Origin of the sequence: Clostridium sp. BSD9I1, assembly GCF_900185645.1 — a bacterium.
GTDB lineage: Bacteria > Bacillota > Clostridia > Clostridiales > Clostridiaceae > Clostridium_AK.
In genome coordinates this window covers 84,580-103,624 of record NZ_FYAM01000023.1, presented here as the reverse complement: position 1 = coordinate 103,624, position 19,045 = coordinate 84,580, and the positions used below count along the sequence as shown (strand labels likewise).

Below are 19,045 nucleotides of genomic sequence, written 5' to 3'. Positions count from 1 at the left end.
ATTATTCTCCAAATTCTAAATTTGTTTTTTGTTTAGCTACATCTTCACGCTCACAATGTCTAATCCATAAATTTCTATAAATTCTTTCAAGTTCTTTCGTAAATTTATCTGCCTGCATTAAAGGAGACTTTTTAATATTATGCCTTAATTTTAGCTTAATTTTTTCTAATCTTTTTATATCATAAGCTAAACAAACTGCCTTCTCTATATACTCTTCCTCACTATATGCTATAAAATCTGCAAGTCCCACATTGGTAAGCAAACTTACACCTACTCTTGAAGCATGCCTTTCTCCTGCTAAACTTATAACAGGAACCCCCATATACATAGCTTCACAAGTAGTCGTAGTTCCATTATACGGATACGTATCTAATGCTATATCTATATCATTGTATCTACTAAGATGTTCTTTAACATTATTATCTCTTTTTAAAAAAATTAATTGTTCTTCTTTTATACCGTGCTTTAAAAACTTTTCTTTAGAGCTATTTATTATGTCTTCGTCCAAGAATGCTGTATTCTTTAAAACTAATACTGAATTTTTCACATTTTTTAAAATATCGCACCAAATTTTTATGGTTTTCTCTGTAATTTTAGCCATATTATTAAAACAACCAAAGGTTATTTTTTTATTTCTGTAATAAGGAATTTGTTCTGCTACATCAGGATAATCTCCTGATGCATAACAAAGAAAGGATTCTGGCATTCGTATAAGCTTTTCACTGTAATACTTATCTGTAACTCCTTCTGGATCTGCGAGACTATCTGTTATTCTGTAATCCATGTTTTTCAGACCTGTGGTATTAGGATAACCTATCCATGTTATTTGTATTGGTGCTGCTCTTTTAGCAAAAACGCTCATCCTATTTTTACCAGAGTGCCCATTTAAATCTACAAGTACATCTATATCATCTTTTTTTATACCTTCTTCAACTTCTTCATCTGCTAAACTACTTATATTTCTCCAATTATCTGAGAATATCTTTAAACTCTCTGTAATTCTATCTTCTTTCAACACATCAGAATAACAGAATACTTCAAAATTATTTTTATTGTGTGCAACTATTGAAGATGAAATAAAATACATCACTGAATGTTGTCTAAAATCTGAAGAAACGTATCCTATTTTTAATTTTTTATTTATATCTAAACTTTTTTTTACCGATTTAAATTTCTCTTCTTTTTCCCCTATAAGTTTTGCAAATTCTAAATGTTTTAAAAACATCTTTTCATTACTTAAAAACAAATCATAATTTAGTGTTAATAGCAAATTGCTAAACATCTCTACTTTCCTATCCGCTCTTTGAATGGCTTTTTCAAAATAATAAATAGCCTTTTCGTTTTCTCCAGTTTTACTTAATAAATGAGCATAATTATTAAAACCTGAAACATTATATTGCTTTAAATCCATAGATTTTTGAAAATATTCCTTAGATTTATTTATATTTTCCATATTTAAATAGCATTCAGCTATATAATAATTTCCATAGGGGTAATCCGGATTTAATTCTACTATTTTTTTATACATTATTAGTGCTCTTTCTAAGTCTTTCTTTTTAAACAAATAGTTTTCAGCTAATTTTTCTATATAATTTAAATTCAGATTAGTTTTTTCTATACTATTTATTTTAATTATTAATTGATCTTTAATTTCTTTATTTTTATTTAATTTTAAAGCTTTTTTATAATATTCTAACGCTAAAACTTCATTTTTACTTATTTCATATACATAAGCTAAATTATATATTAAGTCTGAACACTCCGAGTATTTCTTTACAGCTGTAATCAGCAACTCTTCTGCTTCCTCAATTTTATTCTTCATAATTAATATTATAGCTTTCATCGAATATAACTGTTCATCTATATTATACTTTTCGCATTCTTTAATTAAACCCTCAGCTTCTTCTATATATCCTTTTTGTATAAGCCATTCAATTTTATCTTTTAATTCTTTAACAAGCCTACCCATTTCATTTTCTTCTTTTAGAGTCTTATATTTTCTTAACAATTCTTCTATATAAATCTCCATAGGTCTTGCCATATTAGGATTTTTTTCAACTGCATATTTTAAACTCTTTATAGCATTTAATAAATCACTGTTCTGAACATTCTTGAAACACTTATCTATCTCTTTAAAAAACACCTTTTCTTCTTCATTTAAAATTTGCCCTATCTCAAGAAATGTTTTGCCTAGTTTAAAGTATTTATCTATTATGTATAAATTTTGTTCTTTAGATAATGGTACTAATTGTTTAGAGTTTAATGTTCTTTGAAATACAAAATCAATAGTATCTTTTAAACACTTTAAATCATCTATATGCATATTATTGTCAATATTATAATTCCATATAAAACGAACTAAATCTTCAATTATGTACCTTGATGACAATTCGCTAATATTTTCAAATTTGCATTTCTTTATAAGCTCTTTTAATTCTATTTTCTTTGTTTTATACAAACATATGAGTTTTACTTTTTCTATTTCATCCTTACAGTTTAATGAGTGAAATAAAAATCTTGTATCATGGAAAATATCATGTTCTTTAAAACTTTTTAGTAAATTTAAATATTTTTCTGAATAATTCAATGCTTCTTGATAGTTTTCCATGGCATAAAATGCTCCAAGTTCACTATATATCAAATCAATAAAATCATATTGTTTTTCTAATCCTATATTACAAATATCTATTACCCTACTATAAAGTTTATATGAATTATAAATTCTAGCAGCAGCACTATAATAAAGTAGGTATAATTGGTTATGTTTTTTATTTTTTATTGTATTTATAATAATATCTATTTGTTCTACAGCTTCTGTTAAATTATAATTTACTTCATAGGTTACTGCTAATTGATACCTATAATAAAGATTATTAGGATCTTTAATTAATGCTTCTTTTAACATCTTTGAATTTCTAATAAATTTTTTTTCTTTTGTTTCTTCATTAGTTATATATCCATAATGTAGTATATTTGCATCTAAATTTTGGGATGGCCTTAAAATACTCGGTTGTTCATGTATACTTCCTGTATAGAAAAAATCCTTAGAATTTTTAAAGATAAATGCCCTAGTAAATATGCCAAAGTTTTTTAAGTCCTTATCTGTAAAATTCTTTTCTTTAAAAGTAAAAGCATTAAATTTTTTATAGTTATTAGCATTAAATAAATCTATTATTTTATTTAATGCTTCTTTTTCTATTTCCTCATCCGCATCTATTATTAAAAGATACTCTCCTTTAGCTTTAGAAATGCTAAAATTTCTAGCTTCTGCAAAGTTGTCCATCCACTCATAAAAATAAATCTTATCAGTGTATCTTTTAGCTATTTCTATAGTCTTATCTTTTGAACCAGTATCTACTAAAATTATTTCTGCGATACCTTTTTTAACTAAAGGATATATGCTTTCTAAACACCTTTCTATATGTTGTTCTTCATTCTTTACAATGATACATGCACTTAGCTTCATACTTGCACCAACTCTCAAATTAATTTCTTTTGTATTATTAATATCGTCTCTATAATATTTTTCTTTAAAAAAACAAAAAACCAGAAATTTCTTTCTGATCTTTTATAGGAAACTCCGCCTCCTTACGTCAGCGGAGTAAGCGATTCACTGAATTTTAGTTATTACTAAAATTAGTTCTCTACTTATCTTAATAATTGAAGAACTCCTTGAGGTTGTTGATTAGCTTGAGCAAGCATTGCTTGTGCAGCTTGGCTAAGAATGTTATTCTTTGAGAATGACATCATTTCTTTAGCCATATCAACATCTCTAATTCTTGATTCAGATGCACTTAAGTTTTCTGAAGCTGTATTTAAGTTAGCAATTGTATGTTCTAATCTGTTTTGGTATGCTCCAAGCTTAGCTCTTTCTGTGGAAACTGTATTAATTGCAGTATTTATTGTTGTTATTGCTGTTCCTGCTGCTGCAGTGCTTCCAACATTTAATGCAAATTCAGCTGTTCCATCAAGTGAAGTATCTGTTAATTCTGCTGTATTTGTATCACCTGGATTTGTACCTGAGGCTGCATTTGTTAACCCAAGAGCATTAGCTCTCATATCTTTAATTTCAATTTTAAATGTTTGGCTTTCATTAGCACCTATTTGTAATGTTGCTGTGAAAGTTTGATTTATTGTTGAAGCTGAGCCACCATTTAATACCTTTTGAGTATTGAATTCAGTTGTATTTCCTATTCTTGTTATTTCTGAAGTTAATTGGTTTAATTCTCCTTGAATAGCTTCTCTATCAGTAGATACATTTGTGTCATTAGCTGATTGAACTGCTAATTCTCTCATTCTCTGAAGAATGCTGTGAGTTTCATTTAAAGCACCTTCTGCTGTTTGTATCATTGATATACCATCTTGAGAGTTTCTTGAAGCTTGGTCTAAACCTCTGATTTGTCCTCTCATTTTTTCAGAAATTGCAAGACCTGCTGCGTCATCTCCAGCTCTGTTTATTCTTAAGCCTGAAGATAATTTTTCCATAGACTTTCCTGAATTAACATTGTTTGTAGCCATGTTTCTGTGAGCATTCATTGCATTTAAATTGTGATTGATAATCATAATAAAATTCCTCCCTGAATTTTTATTTGCGGAAATCCTTTTCCACTTTTTTATTTGTTATATTTAATATATCGTTAAGCTTTTTTAATGCTTAATAGCTTTTATAAAAATTTTTAAGTTTTTTTATTAAAAAATACTGAATCCACTGCAAATTTTTTGTTGTAACCTTTATTTGCATTTTTAGAGACTCTTAGTTCATCTATATGTTTACGAATCTCAGACTTTTTTTGATTTGATATCTTTATTAACTTTTGATTTAATACTAATATATCTAAATCCTTACATAAGTATAAAAACTCATCTTTAGAATATGTTAACTCATTTATTTGTGCTATTACATTTTGCCTATTAGTTAATAAGTTATCTAAGTTGTCGTACTCTTCCTTTTCTACACTAGTAATTAATTCTAAAGTTAAATTCTTATATTTGATTAACTCTTCACTTAAATTCATAATAAACTCTCCATATCAAGTTTACTTGTTTATCCTTGACTCATTCCAAGCTGACTAGCTAGCCAACTGCTTTGGGAATTCATATTATTCATTGCAGCTTCCAATTGTGCAAACTGCTTATAATATCTCTCTTCCTTATCGGATATTCTTTCAAGCATTTCATTTATTCTTGTCTTTTTATCTTCAATTTGATCAGTAATGGTATTCTTAAATTCTGTAAAATCTCCTTTAATCCCTGCTATTTCAAGCAATATTCCCTTTTTACCATTACTATCTCTATAAGTTGATATATTATCTTCAAAAATATCACTTATTCTATTAAAAATTCCTTCTTCATTATATCTTATCTTTCTATCATCACTTTTCATTGTTCTTGAATAATAACTCTGAGTTGTAGATTTTTGAATAAATAAATTCATTACCTTATCAGGATCATTTTTCAAAGCTTCTGTTAGCTTTTCTTCATCTATGACTATTTTCCCTCTTTGAGATACATCAGCTGAGGTATTCAACCCTATTTCAAAGAAACTAGTACCAGACCCCTCAATTTTATCGGTAAATGCTCTTCTCATTTGAAGCAGCATATTTTCCAAGGTACTATCTCCTGAAAGTATGCCTTGTTTGGCTTTTGTTTCCCACTTTTCTATTTGATCTTCACTCATAGATTCCTTTTCTTCATCGGTAAGTGGCAAATAGGTGTACTGTTTTTTCTCTTCTACTACACTTGAAATTTTTCCTATAAGCTCGTTATAACTATCTATGAATCCTTTAATCTTATTAAAGGTACCTTCAGTATCACCTTTAACTCCATAAGTTACCGGAGAAGTAGGTTTACTATTTAATGTATAGCTGATTCCATCGACTGTAAAGTTATTAGAACTTTGTATAAGAGTATTGCTTGAACCATTTGGCTGCGTTATCTTTACAACAACGTCAGTACCTTTGGTAGCTGTTGTAGTACCAAATAAGTTTTCTATAAATTTATTATTAGGATCATCTGTTATTTTAATATCCTGGCTTGCCCCAGTATCCTTTGAAGTCATATAAAACTTTCTATCCAATTGGCTGTAAGATATATCTACATTTGAACCTTTTGAAATATCATTTAATATATCGGATACGGTTTTATCTTTTGCTCCATTAGTTGCTTCATTACTTGTCTTGGTAAAATCATAATTATAAGACTTCCCATTTATGGTAAACGAAACATTGTCTTTTCCAGTATTACTTATAATATTAGCCATCTTCTCACTAGCGCTTTGATCTATTTTAAATCCACTTGATATTCCTAATGTTGTAGCCGCATTGCCAGTTACATTTATTTGGTTACTAGTGGTAGAATTAAATAATATCTTACCGTCAGCTGATTCGGAAAGTTTTATTGTACTTCCTACTCCTAGTTCATCATTAATTGCTGTAATAAGCGAAGATGTATTATATGCACCAGCTGTTAATGTAACACTTATAGGAGTTGTTGTATCTCCAGTTCCATCGAAAACGTTAAAGGTTAAAGTATCATTAATTCCTGCGATTATTCTCTTATCAAAAGATAATGAATTACCATCTATTGCTGGAGTAGAAAAAGTCTCTGCATTTGCTGCCCCAACAGGCCTTTGTAGCGATACATTCTCAACTAAAATTTCTTTGTTATTAGTAATGTCTTCATCATCATCTTTAAAATATGCAGTACCACTAATAGGAGATCCATCTTTAGACAAAGAAATTGATAATCCATCACTTGAAGCAGCTGCTTTGTATCCACCTGACAGCTTACCTGTTATCTTTATAGCTAGCTCCTCCATGGTATAGCTTCCTGCTTCTATTGTGATATTTTGTGTTGTTCCATTAATATCAATTGTTAATTCTTTATTTGTATCATCTATAGTGACCTTTTGAAGGAATTTAATAGAACCATCTTTTACAACTGCTTTAACATTATCGCTAAGTTTCTTCTCCCCACCAATATCAACATTAGACATATCTTTATTAATTTGTGCAGCTAAATTGGTTAAATTACTGTAAGTTCCTGATGTTATAGTTAAATCTTCAACTACACTATCTCCTGCTTCATTTTTATAAGTAACTTGTAAAATATTATTGTAATTACCAGTACTATTTGAATCTGCTTTTATAACTATTGGAAACGAAACTCCTGCTGTAGCTTCCTTAACATTTACACTTTTAGTTGGACTAAGTGAAGCTTTTGTTGCTATATCAGCTGAAGTTACTTCTATCTTATAATTCCCTTCTATAGCCCCAGTTGTAGCTTTAGCTATAATTGAAGTATTGGATGTATCTGAAGGAGTTACCTGAAAAGCTGAAAAATTATTACTTGACAGTATATAATCCTTTGACAACACATCAAAATATTTGCTTTTAAGTGAGTTTATTTGACCTATATAATCTCTATATGAATCCTGTTTCCATTGTAATACTTGCTGCTGCTGTTTTACTTTATTTACTCTAGTATAATATGCAGACATCATCTGTTTTATTGTTGCGTCCGTATCTATTCCAGTAGCCATTCCAGTTAATCTTAACCTACTACTTGCTGAGGTAATCCCACCCATTTTGAACATTCCCTTCCATACGTATTTTAAATTTACTTCACCGCTTTAGAAAGTTTATATGTTTCATTCCAAGTATCTCTAATATCTTCTATTAAAGGAATAATTTCATCAACAATTTTTACATCTTTCTTAATATTAGCTTCAGTTAACTTTCTAACAATAAAGTCATAAATATTCATTAAGTTTTGTCCCCATTCTCCAGCTTGGCTAACATCTAATGTAGCCATTAATTCATAAAATATATCCTGAGTTTTAACTAAATTGCTGTGGGCCTTAGTAATATTTCTTTCTTCAATCCCTTGTCTTCCTATTTTGGCAAACTTTACTGCCCCATCTACAAGCATAAGCAGTAACTGTTCCTTTGAAGCAAAGTTTACGCTATTTGTTTTATATGCATTATATGCATTATTTCCATACATATATAGACCTCCCATTTATAAAGCTACATAGTTATCTCTTAGTATCTAAAAATCTTCCCGATGTTATGATTTCTTTATCTTTATTTTCTATAGAAGCTTCTATATTAACAACTTTCATCTTTACCGCTTCAATTAAAATTTTATCATCTTGTTTATTTCTTTTATTTTCTTTGTCTTTTTTATTCTGTTCTTTTACCTTTTTCAAACTCTTTGAAAACTCATTTTTACTCTTTTCTTCTGGATTTCCTCCATCTTTTTTTATTGATATTTCATCTTTTCTATGGACAACTCCATCCCTAACAGAATCCTCAATTCTTTGACGAACATCTAAATCCACTTTATTAAGTTTGTATTCCATTTAAGCCTTTTCATCCATAACTAATCCTGCTAACTCACAAAGCTTGTCCACCATATCGATAAGTTTTTTTGGAGGGAGTTCCTTTATTACTTCTTTTGTGCTATTATCAACAATCTTTATAGTCATACTTTTAGACTTTCCGTAAAGTTCATATTCTATATGAGTATTTTTATCTTCAAAGAGCTTGTTTAGCTTTTCTGCTGCCTTTTCCACATCTGATAACTTAATTTCTTTTTCTAAATTATTATTTATATCCTTATGATTAACACTATCATTATTTATAATAACTTCATTTGAGTTTTTTAAGTTTATGTCAAAATCCCTTTGTCCTCCATGACTTAACACTTTAACATCCATGCTTTAGACACCCCTTATATTACTTTTATTTTCCTTTAAGGTTTTTAAGTATTGACATGTCAATTTTTGCAGCTTCCTTGTTTTCATTTTGAACTTCATTATATAGTTCTTTTCTTAGTATGGTTACTTCTTTAGGAGCAGATATAGCAATTTTCACAGATCCATCATCTATTTTTGCAATTGTTATTTCGATATTATCTCCTATTAATATGGATTCTCCTTTTTTTCTTGTTACTACTAACATGAACTTTCCTCCTCAAAAAGGGGCTTTTTTATTCTGTATTTTTCGTTATCTAGTATTATTTGTTCCCCAATTTTTTCTTTTATATTTATTATTATTGGAGCTTTCATGTTAATTGTGATATTTTTTACATTACTATTTAAAGTAACGGTATTTAAAACTAGTATTTCTTCTGGAGAATTTACACTTAATTCATTTATCTTTTCATCTGACAGTTTGAATTCATAAGCTTCATCTACATTAAAAGGTGATATAACAGGTATTCCAACTTCCATATCTTCTAATGAAATTAAAATACTAAATACTTCATTATCTTCAAATGGAACTACTATAAATTTCTTTAGATTTTCAAATCCAGGAAGTCCCTTTTTAAATGTAATTATATCTTCTTCATTATATTCAATTGCACCATGATACTTTGTAATAAGTTGCATAAAAACCCCTCTTCCTATCTTAAGTAGTCCATAAGTGTTGGTTGTAGTACTTTTGCGCTGGTTTGGAGAGCTGCTATATATACTGTTTGTGCTGTAGCAAACTGCATAGTTTTTTCAGTTATATCAATATCCTCAGTTTGAGCAAGTATATCAGTAAGATTTAAGTTTTCATCTAAATTCTTTTCCTGTGCGCTATCCATGGCATTCATTTTTGCTCCTACTTGGGAACGAAGCTTTAAAATATTATTTATTACTGCATCCATATCATCTAAGTCTTGTCCCATTAGCGCAGCGCTAGCTTCTGAAGTATTTTGTTCCCATCCGCTTCCGTCAGCCTTTGCAATATTACCATCTAAATGCTTTACTATGTTTTCTAATATATCTTTTACATCCATATTTACTTCACCTGTCGCATTTGACTTTTTATATTTGAATTCCAAAACATCTATGGATGTGACATTATATTCTACAGTAACCCCTTGGGATATTTCTGTAACCAGCCTTTCACTCATAATTTTCTTAACAGGATCCTCGGCATCAGTAAAAGTTAAATCCGAACCATCTGCAGCCTTGTAAGTTATTATATTGTTATTATTTTCTTCTTTTATTCCCACAGGCTTTGATGTTCCTCTAGTTCCCCCAAATATGTATTTCCCATCAAAACTTGCATTCAATGTTTGAGATATATTACTTACAATTCCGTTCATTTCATCCTTTATCTTTTGCCTTTCATCGCTTCCATAAGCAGCATTACCTGATGAAACCATGAGTTCCCTCATTCTTTGAAATTGCTTCCCTAATTGATTCAATGCTGTGTCTGTTTGATCAAGCCAATTTGTAGTATCTTTTATGTTTGTGTTATATTGCTTATTTGAAGTTATGTCTGTATGCATTTGCATAGCTCTTGCAACTTTAAAAGGATCATCTGAAGGTCTCCTAATTTCCTTGCCTGAGCTAAGCTGACCTTGAAGCTTACTTAAATTTTGCAAATTATTTTGCATGTCATATAAAAAATTATTTGAAAGCATTTTATTTGTTATACGCACTTTTATACTCCTCCTATCTTATATAGTTTTGATTGTCAATCATTACATTTTAAATTTTAGCAATTAGTGATTCTTACTAGCGCTTTAACCCGTTGATTACAACATCCAAAAGTTCATCAACGGTTGCTATTATCTTTGAGTTTGCTTGGTATGAATGTTGAGATTGAACTAAATTTGCCATTTCTTCATCTAATGATACTCCTGATACAGATGCTCTTGATTCCTCGAAGCTTTGTAAAAGTACAAATTGGTTTTTAACCATTCTTTTAGCCTGCTGAGTTTGTACACCTAACGCATCTGTTACATCTTTAAAATAATTATTTACCTTCATTCCACTGGTTCTACCTTTTACAGTTTGTATTCCTTCGCTATTCAACTCTAGTCCATCACATAGCACGTTTATAAAACTTTCCCTATCTGTATCCTCTGTTACCTTTTGGACTTCCATAAGTTTATCCATAAGCTGAGCAATAGCTAGCGCTCTTGTTCCATCACTTTCTCCGCCATTATCTTTTCCTGTCTTTATAAGCATAACGTTATCTATTATATTCTTATTAATGCTTATATTTCCCGCAGTAATTCCCGATTCTCCAGCTGCAGTGGCATTATCTTTATTTACAAAGAAAAGGCAATCATCTTTAGTTGCATCATTTGTTTGTCCATGTACTGCATTTACAGAATAAGCTATAGACTTAGCCAATTTATTTAACTGGTCAATATACTTATCCACATCCTCTTGTACAGACATATATCCTTTAAGTTCTCCAGAAGATGGAGTAAATTTCACCATGTCTGTTGTGCTTGGTTTTCCATCAGCATCTAACAACTGACCTTCGCTATTCGTCCATACCACTCTGCATTGATCCAATTTCATAAATTCTTCCTTAGTTAAACTTACTTCTTCAACTACTACTCTGTTTTTATCGTCAGTCATATCTCCATCTTTGTAATATTCAATTTTATATTTTCCTGCTTCACCCTCTACAGGTTCAATACTGCTAATATATGAAAGCCTCCCAACTACGGCTTTGTCTGCAACACCATCTCCATCTGCATCCTTTTTGGGGTCCACAGCTTGAACCAAGTTTATTCCATCTGGAGTGTTGGCATCCTCATCTTTCCTTGTACTTACATCTACTCCATTAAATATTTTTTTATCTACAGTTATTCCAAACTTCCCACTAAGCTGATCCAGTAGCAAATCTCTTCTATCCATTAAATCATTAGGATTATTTTTTGCTACACTTACCTGGATTATTTCCTGATTTAACTGAGTTATTTGATCTAATATCTTATTTGCTTCAAATACCGTTTGTTTTATAAGGTCTTGAGCATTTTCTTTTACACTTTGAAGTTTGTTGTATGTATGATTCAACTCATTTGTTAGGGCTTGAGATTGCTCTACTACAACAGTTCGCGCATTTGAAGTTTCACTTTGCTTTGAAAGCTCCTGCCATGAACCAAAAAATTTGCTTATGAGGCTTGATAAGCCCGTTTCACTTGGTTCATTAAATACTCCTTCTATTTCAGTTAAAAATTTATCTCTTCCTGAATACCATCCATCAATTCCAAGCTCTTCACGTACTTGAAAATCAAGAAATGTATCTCTAATTCTTGTAATTTGAGATACTTCTACTCCCGTACCTACTTGTCCTGCTTCAGATGAACTGTTAAGAGAAGGATTCGAATAAGGTCTTGTGGTTTGAAGCTCCGCCCTTTGTCTTGAATATCCTTCTGTATTTGCATTTGCTATATTATGAGAAATTGTGTTTATGACCTTTTGGTTTGAAAACAAACCCGACTTCCCTATATTTAGGGTACCAAATAATCCTGACAAATTTACTCCCCCCAAAATAATAATTATCTATATTATTTTTTCATTTTTCCATATGCTCCATAAGTCTTTACGCTTCTATCTGGGTTTATATATTGGAGCATTCTATTTGTAAAACTTAAGCTTTGTTTTATTAGCAGCTCATTTGTGCTTTTTTGAAGTTCTAGTGAATGGAGCATTTTTTTTATTTCTCTATATTCTCGTTCAAGCTCTTCATCACCAAATTCCTCAACTATTTTACTCATATCTTTACCAGTAGTTAGATTTCTTCTCTCCATTTCTATACTTGCTATTTCTCTTAAAGATTCATTTATATCTCTAACTATGCTATCCATATTGAACACATCATTTTTAACCACAAATTTATGCTGCTTTTCTAGTCTTTCTAAAAGTGTTTCCAAAGCTCTTTTTTCATTTATAACAATCGACTTTAAATCCATAGCTCCTCCTATAACCTAATTTTACTTTTGTTCTTTTATAGCTCTTAATATGCTATCAGCTACAAGCTTAGAGTCCCTATTATAAATACCTTTTGATATTTCCTCTCTTATTTTTTCTAACTTTTCCGAAGAGTTTACGAGTTCTCCATTTGTAGAATATGCACTAAGACTTTTTCCTAAAGAAGAAATTTGTATAGAGTCTTTCCCATTACCCTTATGGTTTTGTTCTTTGTTATCAACACTTTTCTTCTTATTATAAAGACTTATAATTTTATCTGCATTATTCAATCCTCCAACACGCATCTTTTACCCTCCTTCTATTATTTATTGCTGGTGATCAATTGATATTTACTAGTATTTAACTATATTCCAAACAATTATTCATCGTTATTATATCACATTTATTTATATCAACCTTTTCCAATTGATTCCAAAATTTCTTAACGTACTCTTATGTATATTATCGAACACATAATATAGTTATTTAGTTAAAAAATAAAAAAACCTTGCTTAATGCAAGGCTTTCTTAACTATTTTCCAAGACTTTTAATCTTTTCTTCATTACTTACAATACTAGTAATTCTTACTCCAAAGTTCTCATCTATTACAACTACTTCTCCATATGCTACACGTTTACCATTTACTAAAACTTCTACTGGCTCTTCTGCAAGTTTATCAAGTTCCACTAAAGAACCTGTAGCTAGGTTTAAAATATCTCTTATATTCATTTTAGTCCTTCCAAGTACCACAGATACTTCTAAAGGCACATCCATTATAAGATCAATATTTTTAGGTAATGCAGTTCCACGTCTTGCTTGTTCTTGTAAAGGCTTAAAAGTAGCTTGTTGAACTTCTACAGGCTTTTCATAACTCATCATAGCTGCTTCAGAATTATAAGGCTCAGTGTATAAATTTTCCTGATATGTATTGTAATTACCATCATTCATTTTTCCCTGAGAGTTAGAAGTTTCTACTTCTTTATGACCGCTCACAGATATTTCTTCTTTTTTATTTTCTTCTATAGGTTCTTCCTTGCCAAGCATTATAGATACTATTTTCCTTGCAGTATTAATAGGTAAAAGCTGCATTATACTGCTGTCTACAAGATTTCCTATAGTCAATTTAAAAGATATTTTTACTATTGCTTCAGATTCTGCTATATTGTCAGAAAGACTCTCGGTTAAGTCTATCCATACTTTTGAATGAGGTGGAGATATATTTACTTCTCTTCCAAACATAGTTGCCATAGAAGTAGCTGCAGAACCTATCATTTGATTCATAGCCTCTGATACAGCACTAAGCTCTAATTCTGAAAGTTCTCCATCATTTTGTTCAACTTCACCATTACCACCCATCATAAGATTAGCAATTACATAGGCATCTGTAACCTTCATAAGAAGCAGATTTTCACCTACAATACCGCTTGTATATTGAACTTCTAAAGCTAAATTAGGGACTTTAAAATCAGCTTTTAGCTTCTCTAGAGTTGTCACGCTAACAACAGGAGTTGTTATATTTACCTTTTGGTTTAATATTTGAGATAACGCAGTAGATGCAGATCCCATAGATATATTTCCTATTTCACCCAAAATATCCTTTTCTATATCTGTAAATACGTTTTCCATATCATCATTACTGCTTTCTTCAGTGGAATTGCCTTCATCTACAAAATCACTTAGTTCTCCACTCAGTAGTGCATTTATTTCTTCTTGTGAAAGAAAGTCGTTACTCATCTTTTTCCACATCCTTATCTATAATATCTAATATCTGTATTCCCATCTTCCTTCCAATAGTGCCTGGTTTTGCGTAGGCATATTCTTCATCTCCTACCATTACAGTTACTGTTGAATTTATTTGCTCTTTTAAAGTTAATACATCTCCTACACTAATTCTTAGGAAGTCTTCTACGGTTATAGCAGTCTTTCCAATTAAAACAGAAACATCAGTTTCAACTACATCCATTCTCTTTCTTATCTTTTCTCTTGATTGAGATAAAATCTCCTCATCATTATCCTGAAACCAATATTGTACTATTAATTTATCTAATATCTTCTCAATACTTAAATATGGGATACACATATTTATAAAAGTATTATTTTTTCCCATTTCAACAGAAAATGTTATAAGTGCTACAGGTTCTGAAGGGGCTAGGGTTTGACTTAAAGCTGGATTGGTTTCCAAACCCTCTATTTCAGGGTGTACTTCGAGTACATCTTCCCATGCAAGTTTTAAACTTGATATCATTCCTTCATTTACCTTTTTTATTATATTTTTATCTATATCTGTAAATTCTCTTATCTTATATTTCCCATGTCCCGTTCCTCCTAAGAGTACATCCGTTACTTCAAATACAAATTGTGGATTTTCTTCAAATAAAATAGTGGCACTTAAAGGAGGCATTTTAAATACTGTTAACATAGTTGGATTTGGAATGGAATGTATAAATTCTTCATATGTTATTTGTTCTATTGTTTCAATCTTAACTTTGACATTGGCTCTTAATTGGGCTGTTAAATAATTAGATATTATTCTGGCATAATTATCGTGTATTAGCTCTAATGTCCTCATGTGGTCCTTAGAAAATTTTTGAGGACTTCTAAAATCATATAGTTTTATCTTTTGTTTTTCTTCTTCTTTATTTACTTCTTCAGGATTTAATTCCCCCGTAGATAAGGCATTTAAAAGGGCGTCTATTTCACTTTGTGATAAAACTTCTGCCATTTGTTCCCCTCATTTCCTGCTAGTTTGCAAGGAGTTTGTCTATATCAATTAGAGTTACTATTCTATCTTTAAAATTTATAACTCCTTTTACGTATAACTCCATTTGTTCATCTTCAACTCTCTCAATAATATCTTCATCTATTTCAAGCACTTCATCTACTTTATCTACAACAATACCTACTAGCTCTTCTTCCATATGAAGTATTATTATATTATTTTGAGTTGTATCTAACTTTTCTAAATTTAATATAAGGTTTATATCTAAAAGTGATATTACATTTCCTCTTAAATTTATAAGTCCTTTTATATATGCTGGTGCATTAGGCACCTTTGTTATTTCCATCATATCATTTATTCCCTGAACTCTTGCAGTTTCCACTGCAAACTGTTCATTGCTTAAAGTAAATACTACAACCTGCACTGTAAAAACACCCCCAATGTTACAATTAACAGTTACTAATTAACTATTAATAGTTTTAGTTGAAATTCAGCTTTTGCTGAATTTCATCCACAACTATTAAATATTTGTTTTACTACTAACTGTTATTTATCCTATAACCTTTTTTATTGCTTCAAGAACTCTATCTGCTTGAAATGGTTTTACTATGAAGTCTTTTGCTCCTGCTTTTATAGCATCCATAACCATTCCCTGTTGTCCCATAGCAGAACACATTATTATTTTTGCATCTGGATCCATTGCTTTTATTTCCTTTACAGCTTGTATTCCATCCATATCTGGCATTGTTATATCCATAGTTACAACATCTGGTCTTTCCTTCTTATATAGTTCAACTGCCTTTAAACCATTATTTGCTTCACCTATTACTTCGAATCCATTTTTTTCTAAAATATCCTTTATCATCATTCTCATAAAAGCAGCGTCATCAACAATTAATACTTTAGCCATTTAATATTCCCTCCAAATTATATTACTCCTAGTGTATTTAATATTTTTTCTAATGAACCCGGCATTGGTATATAATAAAAGTGTGCATTTATTTCTGATTCACCCTCTATAAATGCAGTTTCTATATCTAATACGTATTCATCAAATTGTCCGGATTCTATAAACGTAGTAGATAGTATAGCACCTAGCATATCATAAGTAAGTGCTGGTACTGATGGTATTATACTTAAATTGGTAAACCTGCCTATTGCATTCATATAAGTTGCAGAAAGTATATTGCCAATTTCTGCCAAAACAGATTCACCCATCTCGTTTATGTCTTCTCCCTTTTGACCTGTTAATGCTTCTATTACATGCATAGCTGTATTCCTTTTAAGCACAAGCAGAATATTTCCTGGAGCATCTCCAAGTACCCTTACCAGTACTCCATATACTATTTCTTCTCCACTTAAATTTGAAAATATGTCCTCAAAGGATATAATGTTAATAGCTGGTACAGACATATCCACCTTTTTACTTAAAAGCTGGGATAGTGCTGTAGCTGCATTTCCTGCTCCAATATTTCCAACCTCTCGCAGTGCATCTAGTTGTAAAGGTGTAAGGTCCTTATATGACATAAAAATTCCTCCTTAAACTAAGGCTGCTACATCCAAGATAAGAGTTACAAGTCCATCTCCTAGTATTGTTGCACCTATATATTCTTTCATACCATGAAGTGTTTTACCTAGAGGTTTTATTACTATTTCTTGCTGTCCAAATAAACTATCCACCATAAGCCCAATATTCTTTTCTCCTACTTTAACAATTACTATATATTTCTTCAAACTATCAGATTCATTTAAATGTAGCTTCTTATTAAGTCTTACAAGTGGTATAACATCTTCATTATATATTATAACCTCTTTACTATTTGTTCTCTTCACTAAATTTTCACTAAAATCTATAACTCTATCTATATATCCTAGAGATATTGCCATGGTTTCTGTACCTATCTTCACTAAAAGAGCCTGTATTATTTGAAGCGTTAATGGAAGTTTTATTATAAATGCTGATCCTTTATCATTTTCGCTAACAACTTCTACAGTACCACCAAGTGATGAGATTTTTGTCTTAACCACATCCATGCCTACGCCTCTACCTGATATGTCTGTTACCTTTTCATTAGTACTAAATCCTTGAAGAAATATTAGATTGATTATATCATATTCTGTCATTCCTTCAGTATTTACGCCTATTCTTTCTGCCTTTTCCCTTACCCTGTCTACATTTATTCCGCCACCATTGTCTTCTACTTTTATAACTGCTTTGGTGCCTTCTTGATACGCTACAAGTTTTATTTTCCCTACTGGATCTTTACCCTTTTTGATTCTTTCTTCTCTTGACTCTATTCCATGATCAGCTGCATTTCTTATAAGGTGAATTAAAGGTTCTCCTATTTCATCTATTACAGTTCTATCAAGCTCTGTATCTTGACCTTCTATTATAAGTTCCATATCCTTATTTAATTCTACGGATAAATCTCTGATCATTCTAGGGAATCTATTAAACACAACATCTAGTGGAAGCATCCTGATCTTCATTACTAAGTCTTGAAGATCAGATGTTGTTCTTGCAACCTGTTCTAAGGTTTCATTTAGCTCTCCAAGTTTATAGTTTAAGCTTATTTGTTCAAGTCTAGTTCTGTGAATTACAAGCTCCGATACCATATTCATAAATTTATCTAATCTTTCTAAATCTACTCTTACGGATTGATGCTGTTTTTTATGGGTAGTTTCTTTATTGTTACTTGAAGTGTTTTTAACACTTACATTTTGTTTGCTTTCTTTTTTAATATCTTCTTTTACTTTAGTCTCTTCAACCTCTATTACCTTTTCTTTTATTACTTCTGAAGCTTTGATATCTTCTTCAACTTTTCTAGCCTTTTCTTTTTGTAAATTTATTTCTTCAATTATTACGTTATTTACTTCAGATATACTCATAATAACATTATATATATCTTCTTGGCTACTACTTGAAATATATACCACATCGAATTCAAATTCAAAATTTTCATTTTCAATATCTTCAGCACTAGGTAGAGATTTTATTATTTCTCCAGAATCTTCTAAGCTTTTAAATATTAAAAATGCTCTTGCAGATTTAAGCAAGGTATTTTCAGATAAAACCACTTTTATATGATATGGTATATAACCTCTTTCCACAGCTGTTTTAATTACATCTATATCATATTCATTTAGTTCTATATTTAACTTATCATTTATAGCAAATTTATTATTTTCTTCACTTTTATAAGCTTCTTCATTTAATTCTATTTCAATTTCTTTTTCTTTAATGTGTTGTAGTTCATTCATTATATCGTCTATAAACACTGCCTCTTCTATGCCCTCAGAAATATTATTTACCATTCTCTCTAGGGTATCTAGACATTTAAATAATACTGTTACTACTTTTTCTGTTACTTTAAGCTCTCCATTTCTAAATTCAGCTAAAACGTCTTCCATTTTATGCGTAAGTTCTGCCATTTGATTAAATCCCATGGTAGCAGCCATACCTTTTATAGTATGAGCTACTCTGAATATTTCATTTACTCTATCTAAATCATTTGGCTCCTGTTCTAGCTGAAGCAGTGATTCATTTAAAGTTTGAAGGTTATCCATAGATTCTTCAAGGAACATGGACATGTATTGTGATGTATCCATTTTG

19 protein-coding genes are annotated in these 19,045 nt (G+C 30.4%); all 19 read right to left on the bottom strand.

What is annotated here, in order from left to right; translation table 11 throughout:
* Position 1: 1 nt before the first annotated feature.
* On the bottom strand, positions 2–3,466 hold the full coding sequence (locus BSD9I1_RS07915) for a glycosyltransferase (RefSeq protein WP_186429881.1): 3,465 nt from the start codon (positions 3,464–3,466) through the stop codon (positions 2–4).
* Positions 3,467–3,648: 182 nt separating this feature from the next.
* Complete coding sequence (gene hag / locus BSD9I1_RS07910; RefSeq protein WP_186429880.1) at positions 3,649–4,563, bottom strand: flagellin Hag; 915 nt, start codon at positions 4,561–4,563, stop codon at positions 3,649–3,651.
* A gap of 113 nt (positions 4,564–4,676) precedes the next feature.
* Complete coding sequence (locus BSD9I1_RS07905) at positions 4,677–5,015, bottom strand: flagellar protein FliT (RefSeq protein ID WP_186429879.1); 339 nt, start codon at positions 5,013–5,015, stop codon at positions 4,677–4,679.
* A 29-nt stretch (positions 5,016–5,044) separates the two neighbouring features.
* On the bottom strand, positions 5,045–7,585 hold the full coding sequence (fliD, locus tag BSD9I1_RS07900) for a flagellar filament capping protein FliD (protein WP_186429878.1): 2,541 nt from the start codon (positions 7,583–7,585) through the stop codon (positions 5,045–5,047).
* A 32-nt stretch (positions 7,586–7,617) separates the two neighbouring features.
* On the bottom strand, positions 7,618–8,004 hold the full coding sequence (gene fliS, locus BSD9I1_RS07895) for a flagellar export chaperone FliS (RefSeq protein WP_186429877.1): 387 nt from the start codon (positions 8,002–8,004) through the stop codon (positions 7,618–7,620).
* A 31-nt stretch (positions 8,005–8,035) separates the two neighbouring features.
* Positions 8,036–8,362 carry a hypothetical protein gene (locus tag BSD9I1_RS07890; protein ID WP_186429876.1) on the bottom strand — a complete coding sequence of 109 codons (327 nt, stop codon included), beginning with the start codon at positions 8,360–8,362 and terminating at the stop codon, positions 8,036–8,038.
* Entirely contained in the window at positions 8,363–8,719 is a 357-nt protein-coding gene (locus BSD9I1_RS07885; protein ID WP_186429875.1) for a flagellar protein FlaG, read from the bottom strand.
* 25 nt (positions 8,720–8,744) lie between these two features.
* Positions 8,745–8,963 (bottom strand): carbon storage regulator CsrA, encoded by a 219-nt coding sequence (gene csrA, locus BSD9I1_RS07880; RefSeq protein ID WP_186429874.1) that lies wholly within the window; start codon positions 8,961–8,963, stop codon positions 8,745–8,747.
* Positions 8,957–9,394, bottom strand: a complete 438-nt coding sequence (gene fliW / locus BSD9I1_RS07875; RefSeq protein WP_186429873.1) for a flagellar assembly protein FliW — start codon at positions 9,392–9,394, stop codon at positions 8,957–8,959. The genes csrA and fliW overlap by 7 nt, the downstream gene beginning before the upstream one ends.
* A 14-nt stretch (positions 9,395–9,408) precedes the next feature.
* Complete coding sequence (gene flgL / locus BSD9I1_RS07870; RefSeq protein WP_186429872.1) at positions 9,409–10,440, bottom strand: flagellar hook-associated protein FlgL; 1,032 nt, start codon at positions 10,438–10,440, stop codon at positions 9,409–9,411.
* Positions 10,441–10,516: 76 nt separating this feature from the next.
* Entirely contained in the window at positions 10,517–12,277 is a 1,761-nt protein-coding gene (flgK, locus tag BSD9I1_RS07865) for a flagellar hook-associated protein FlgK (protein ID WP_186429871.1), read from the bottom strand.
* Between the two features lie 32 nt (positions 12,278–12,309).
* A complete protein-coding gene (locus BSD9I1_RS07860) occupies positions 12,310–12,714 on the bottom strand; it encodes a flagellar protein FlgN (protein WP_186429870.1) in 405 nt (134 codons plus the stop codon).
* A gap of 21 nt (positions 12,715–12,735) precedes the next feature.
* Complete coding sequence (locus tag BSD9I1_RS07855; RefSeq protein ID WP_186429869.1) at positions 12,736–13,017, bottom strand: flagellar biosynthesis anti-sigma factor FlgM; 282 nt, start codon at positions 13,015–13,017, stop codon at positions 12,736–12,738.
* Between the two features lie 227 nt (positions 13,018–13,244).
* Positions 13,245–14,447 (bottom strand): flagellar motor switch phosphatase FliY, encoded by a 1,203-nt coding sequence (gene fliY, locus BSD9I1_RS07850; protein ID WP_186429868.1) that lies wholly within the window; start codon positions 14,445–14,447, stop codon positions 13,245–13,247.
* Positions 14,440–15,435 carry a flagellar motor switch protein FliM gene (gene fliM, locus BSD9I1_RS07845; RefSeq protein WP_035310751.1) on the bottom strand — a complete coding sequence of 332 codons (996 nt, stop codon included), beginning with the start codon at positions 15,433–15,435 and terminating at the stop codon, positions 14,440–14,442. The genes fliY and fliM overlap by 8 nt, the downstream gene beginning before the upstream one ends.
* Positions 15,436–15,454: 19 nt before the next feature.
* On the bottom strand, positions 15,455–15,856 hold the full coding sequence (locus BSD9I1_RS07840) for a chemotaxis protein CheW (protein ID WP_035310749.1): 402 nt from the start codon (positions 15,854–15,856) through the stop codon (positions 15,455–15,457).
* A gap of 126 nt (positions 15,857–15,982) precedes the next feature.
* Positions 15,983–16,342: a response regulator gene (locus BSD9I1_RS07835; protein ID WP_186429867.1), complete on the bottom strand. Its 360-nt coding sequence runs from the start codon at positions 16,340–16,342 to the stop codon at positions 15,983–15,985.
* 17 nt (positions 16,343–16,359) lie between these two features.
* Entirely contained in the window at positions 16,360–16,959 is a 600-nt protein-coding gene (locus BSD9I1_RS07830; protein ID WP_186429866.1) for a chemotaxis protein CheC, read from the bottom strand.
* 12 nt (positions 16,960–16,971) lie between these two features.
* Complete coding sequence (locus BSD9I1_RS07825; protein WP_186429865.1) at positions 16,972–19,041, bottom strand: chemotaxis protein CheA; 2,070 nt, start codon at positions 19,039–19,041, stop codon at positions 16,972–16,974.
* Between the last annotated feature and the right edge of the window lie 4 nt (positions 19,042–19,045).

Coding starts and splice junctions, on each gene's coding strand:
- BSD9I1_RS07855 (WP_186429869.1), bottom strand. CDS start 13,017: ATGCGTGTTGGAGGATTGAATAATGCAGATAAAATTATAAGTCTTTAT.
- fliS (WP_186429877.1), bottom strand. CDS start 8,004: ATGTATGGAAATAATGCATATAATGCATATAAAACAAATAGCGTAAAC.
- BSD9I1_RS07860 (WP_186429870.1), bottom strand. CDS start 12,714: ATGGATTTAAAGTCGATTGTTATAAATGAAAAAAGAGCTTTGGAAACA.
- BSD9I1_RS07905 (WP_186429879.1), bottom strand. CDS start 5,015: ATGAATTTAAGTGAAGAGTTAATCAAATATAAGAATTTAACTTTAGAA.
- fliW (WP_186429873.1), bottom strand. CDS start 9,394: ATGCAACTTATTACAAAGTATCATGGTGCAATTGAATATAATGAAGAA.
- BSD9I1_RS07885 (WP_186429875.1), bottom strand. CDS start 8,719: ATGGATGTTAAAGTGTTAAGTCATGGAGGACAAAGGGATTTTGACATA.
- BSD9I1_RS07825 (WP_186429865.1), bottom strand. CDS start 19,041: ATGGATACATCACAATACATGTCCATGTTCCTTGAAGAATCTATGGAT.
- csrA (WP_186429874.1), bottom strand. CDS start 8,963: ATGTTAGTAGTAACAAGAAAAAAAGGAGAATCCATATTAATAGGAGAT.
- fliM (WP_035310751.1), bottom strand. CDS start 15,435: ATGGCAGAAGTTTTATCACAAAGTGAAATAGACGCCCTTTTAAATGCC.
- hag (WP_186429880.1), bottom strand. CDS start 4,563: ATGATTATCAATCACAATTTAAATGCAATGAATGCTCACAGAAACATG.
- fliD (WP_186429878.1), bottom strand. CDS start 7,585: ATGGGTGGGATTACCTCAGCAAGTAGTAGGTTAAGATTAACTGGAATG.
- fliY (WP_186429868.1), bottom strand. CDS start 14,447: ATGAGTAACGACTTTCTTTCACAAGAAGAAATAAATGCACTACTGAGT.
- BSD9I1_RS07915 (WP_186429881.1), bottom strand. CDS start 3,466: ATGAAGCTAAGTGCATGTATCATTGTAAAGAATGAAGAACAACATATA.
- BSD9I1_RS07890 (WP_186429876.1), bottom strand. CDS start 8,362: ATGGAATACAAACTTAATAAAGTGGATTTAGATGTTCGTCAAAGAATT.
- BSD9I1_RS07835 (WP_186429867.1), bottom strand. CDS start 16,342: ATGGCTAAAGTATTAATTGTTGATGACGCTGCTTTTATGAGAATGATG.
- BSD9I1_RS07830 (WP_186429866.1), bottom strand. CDS start 16,959: ATGTCATATAAGGACCTTACACCTTTACAACTAGATGCACTGCGAGAG.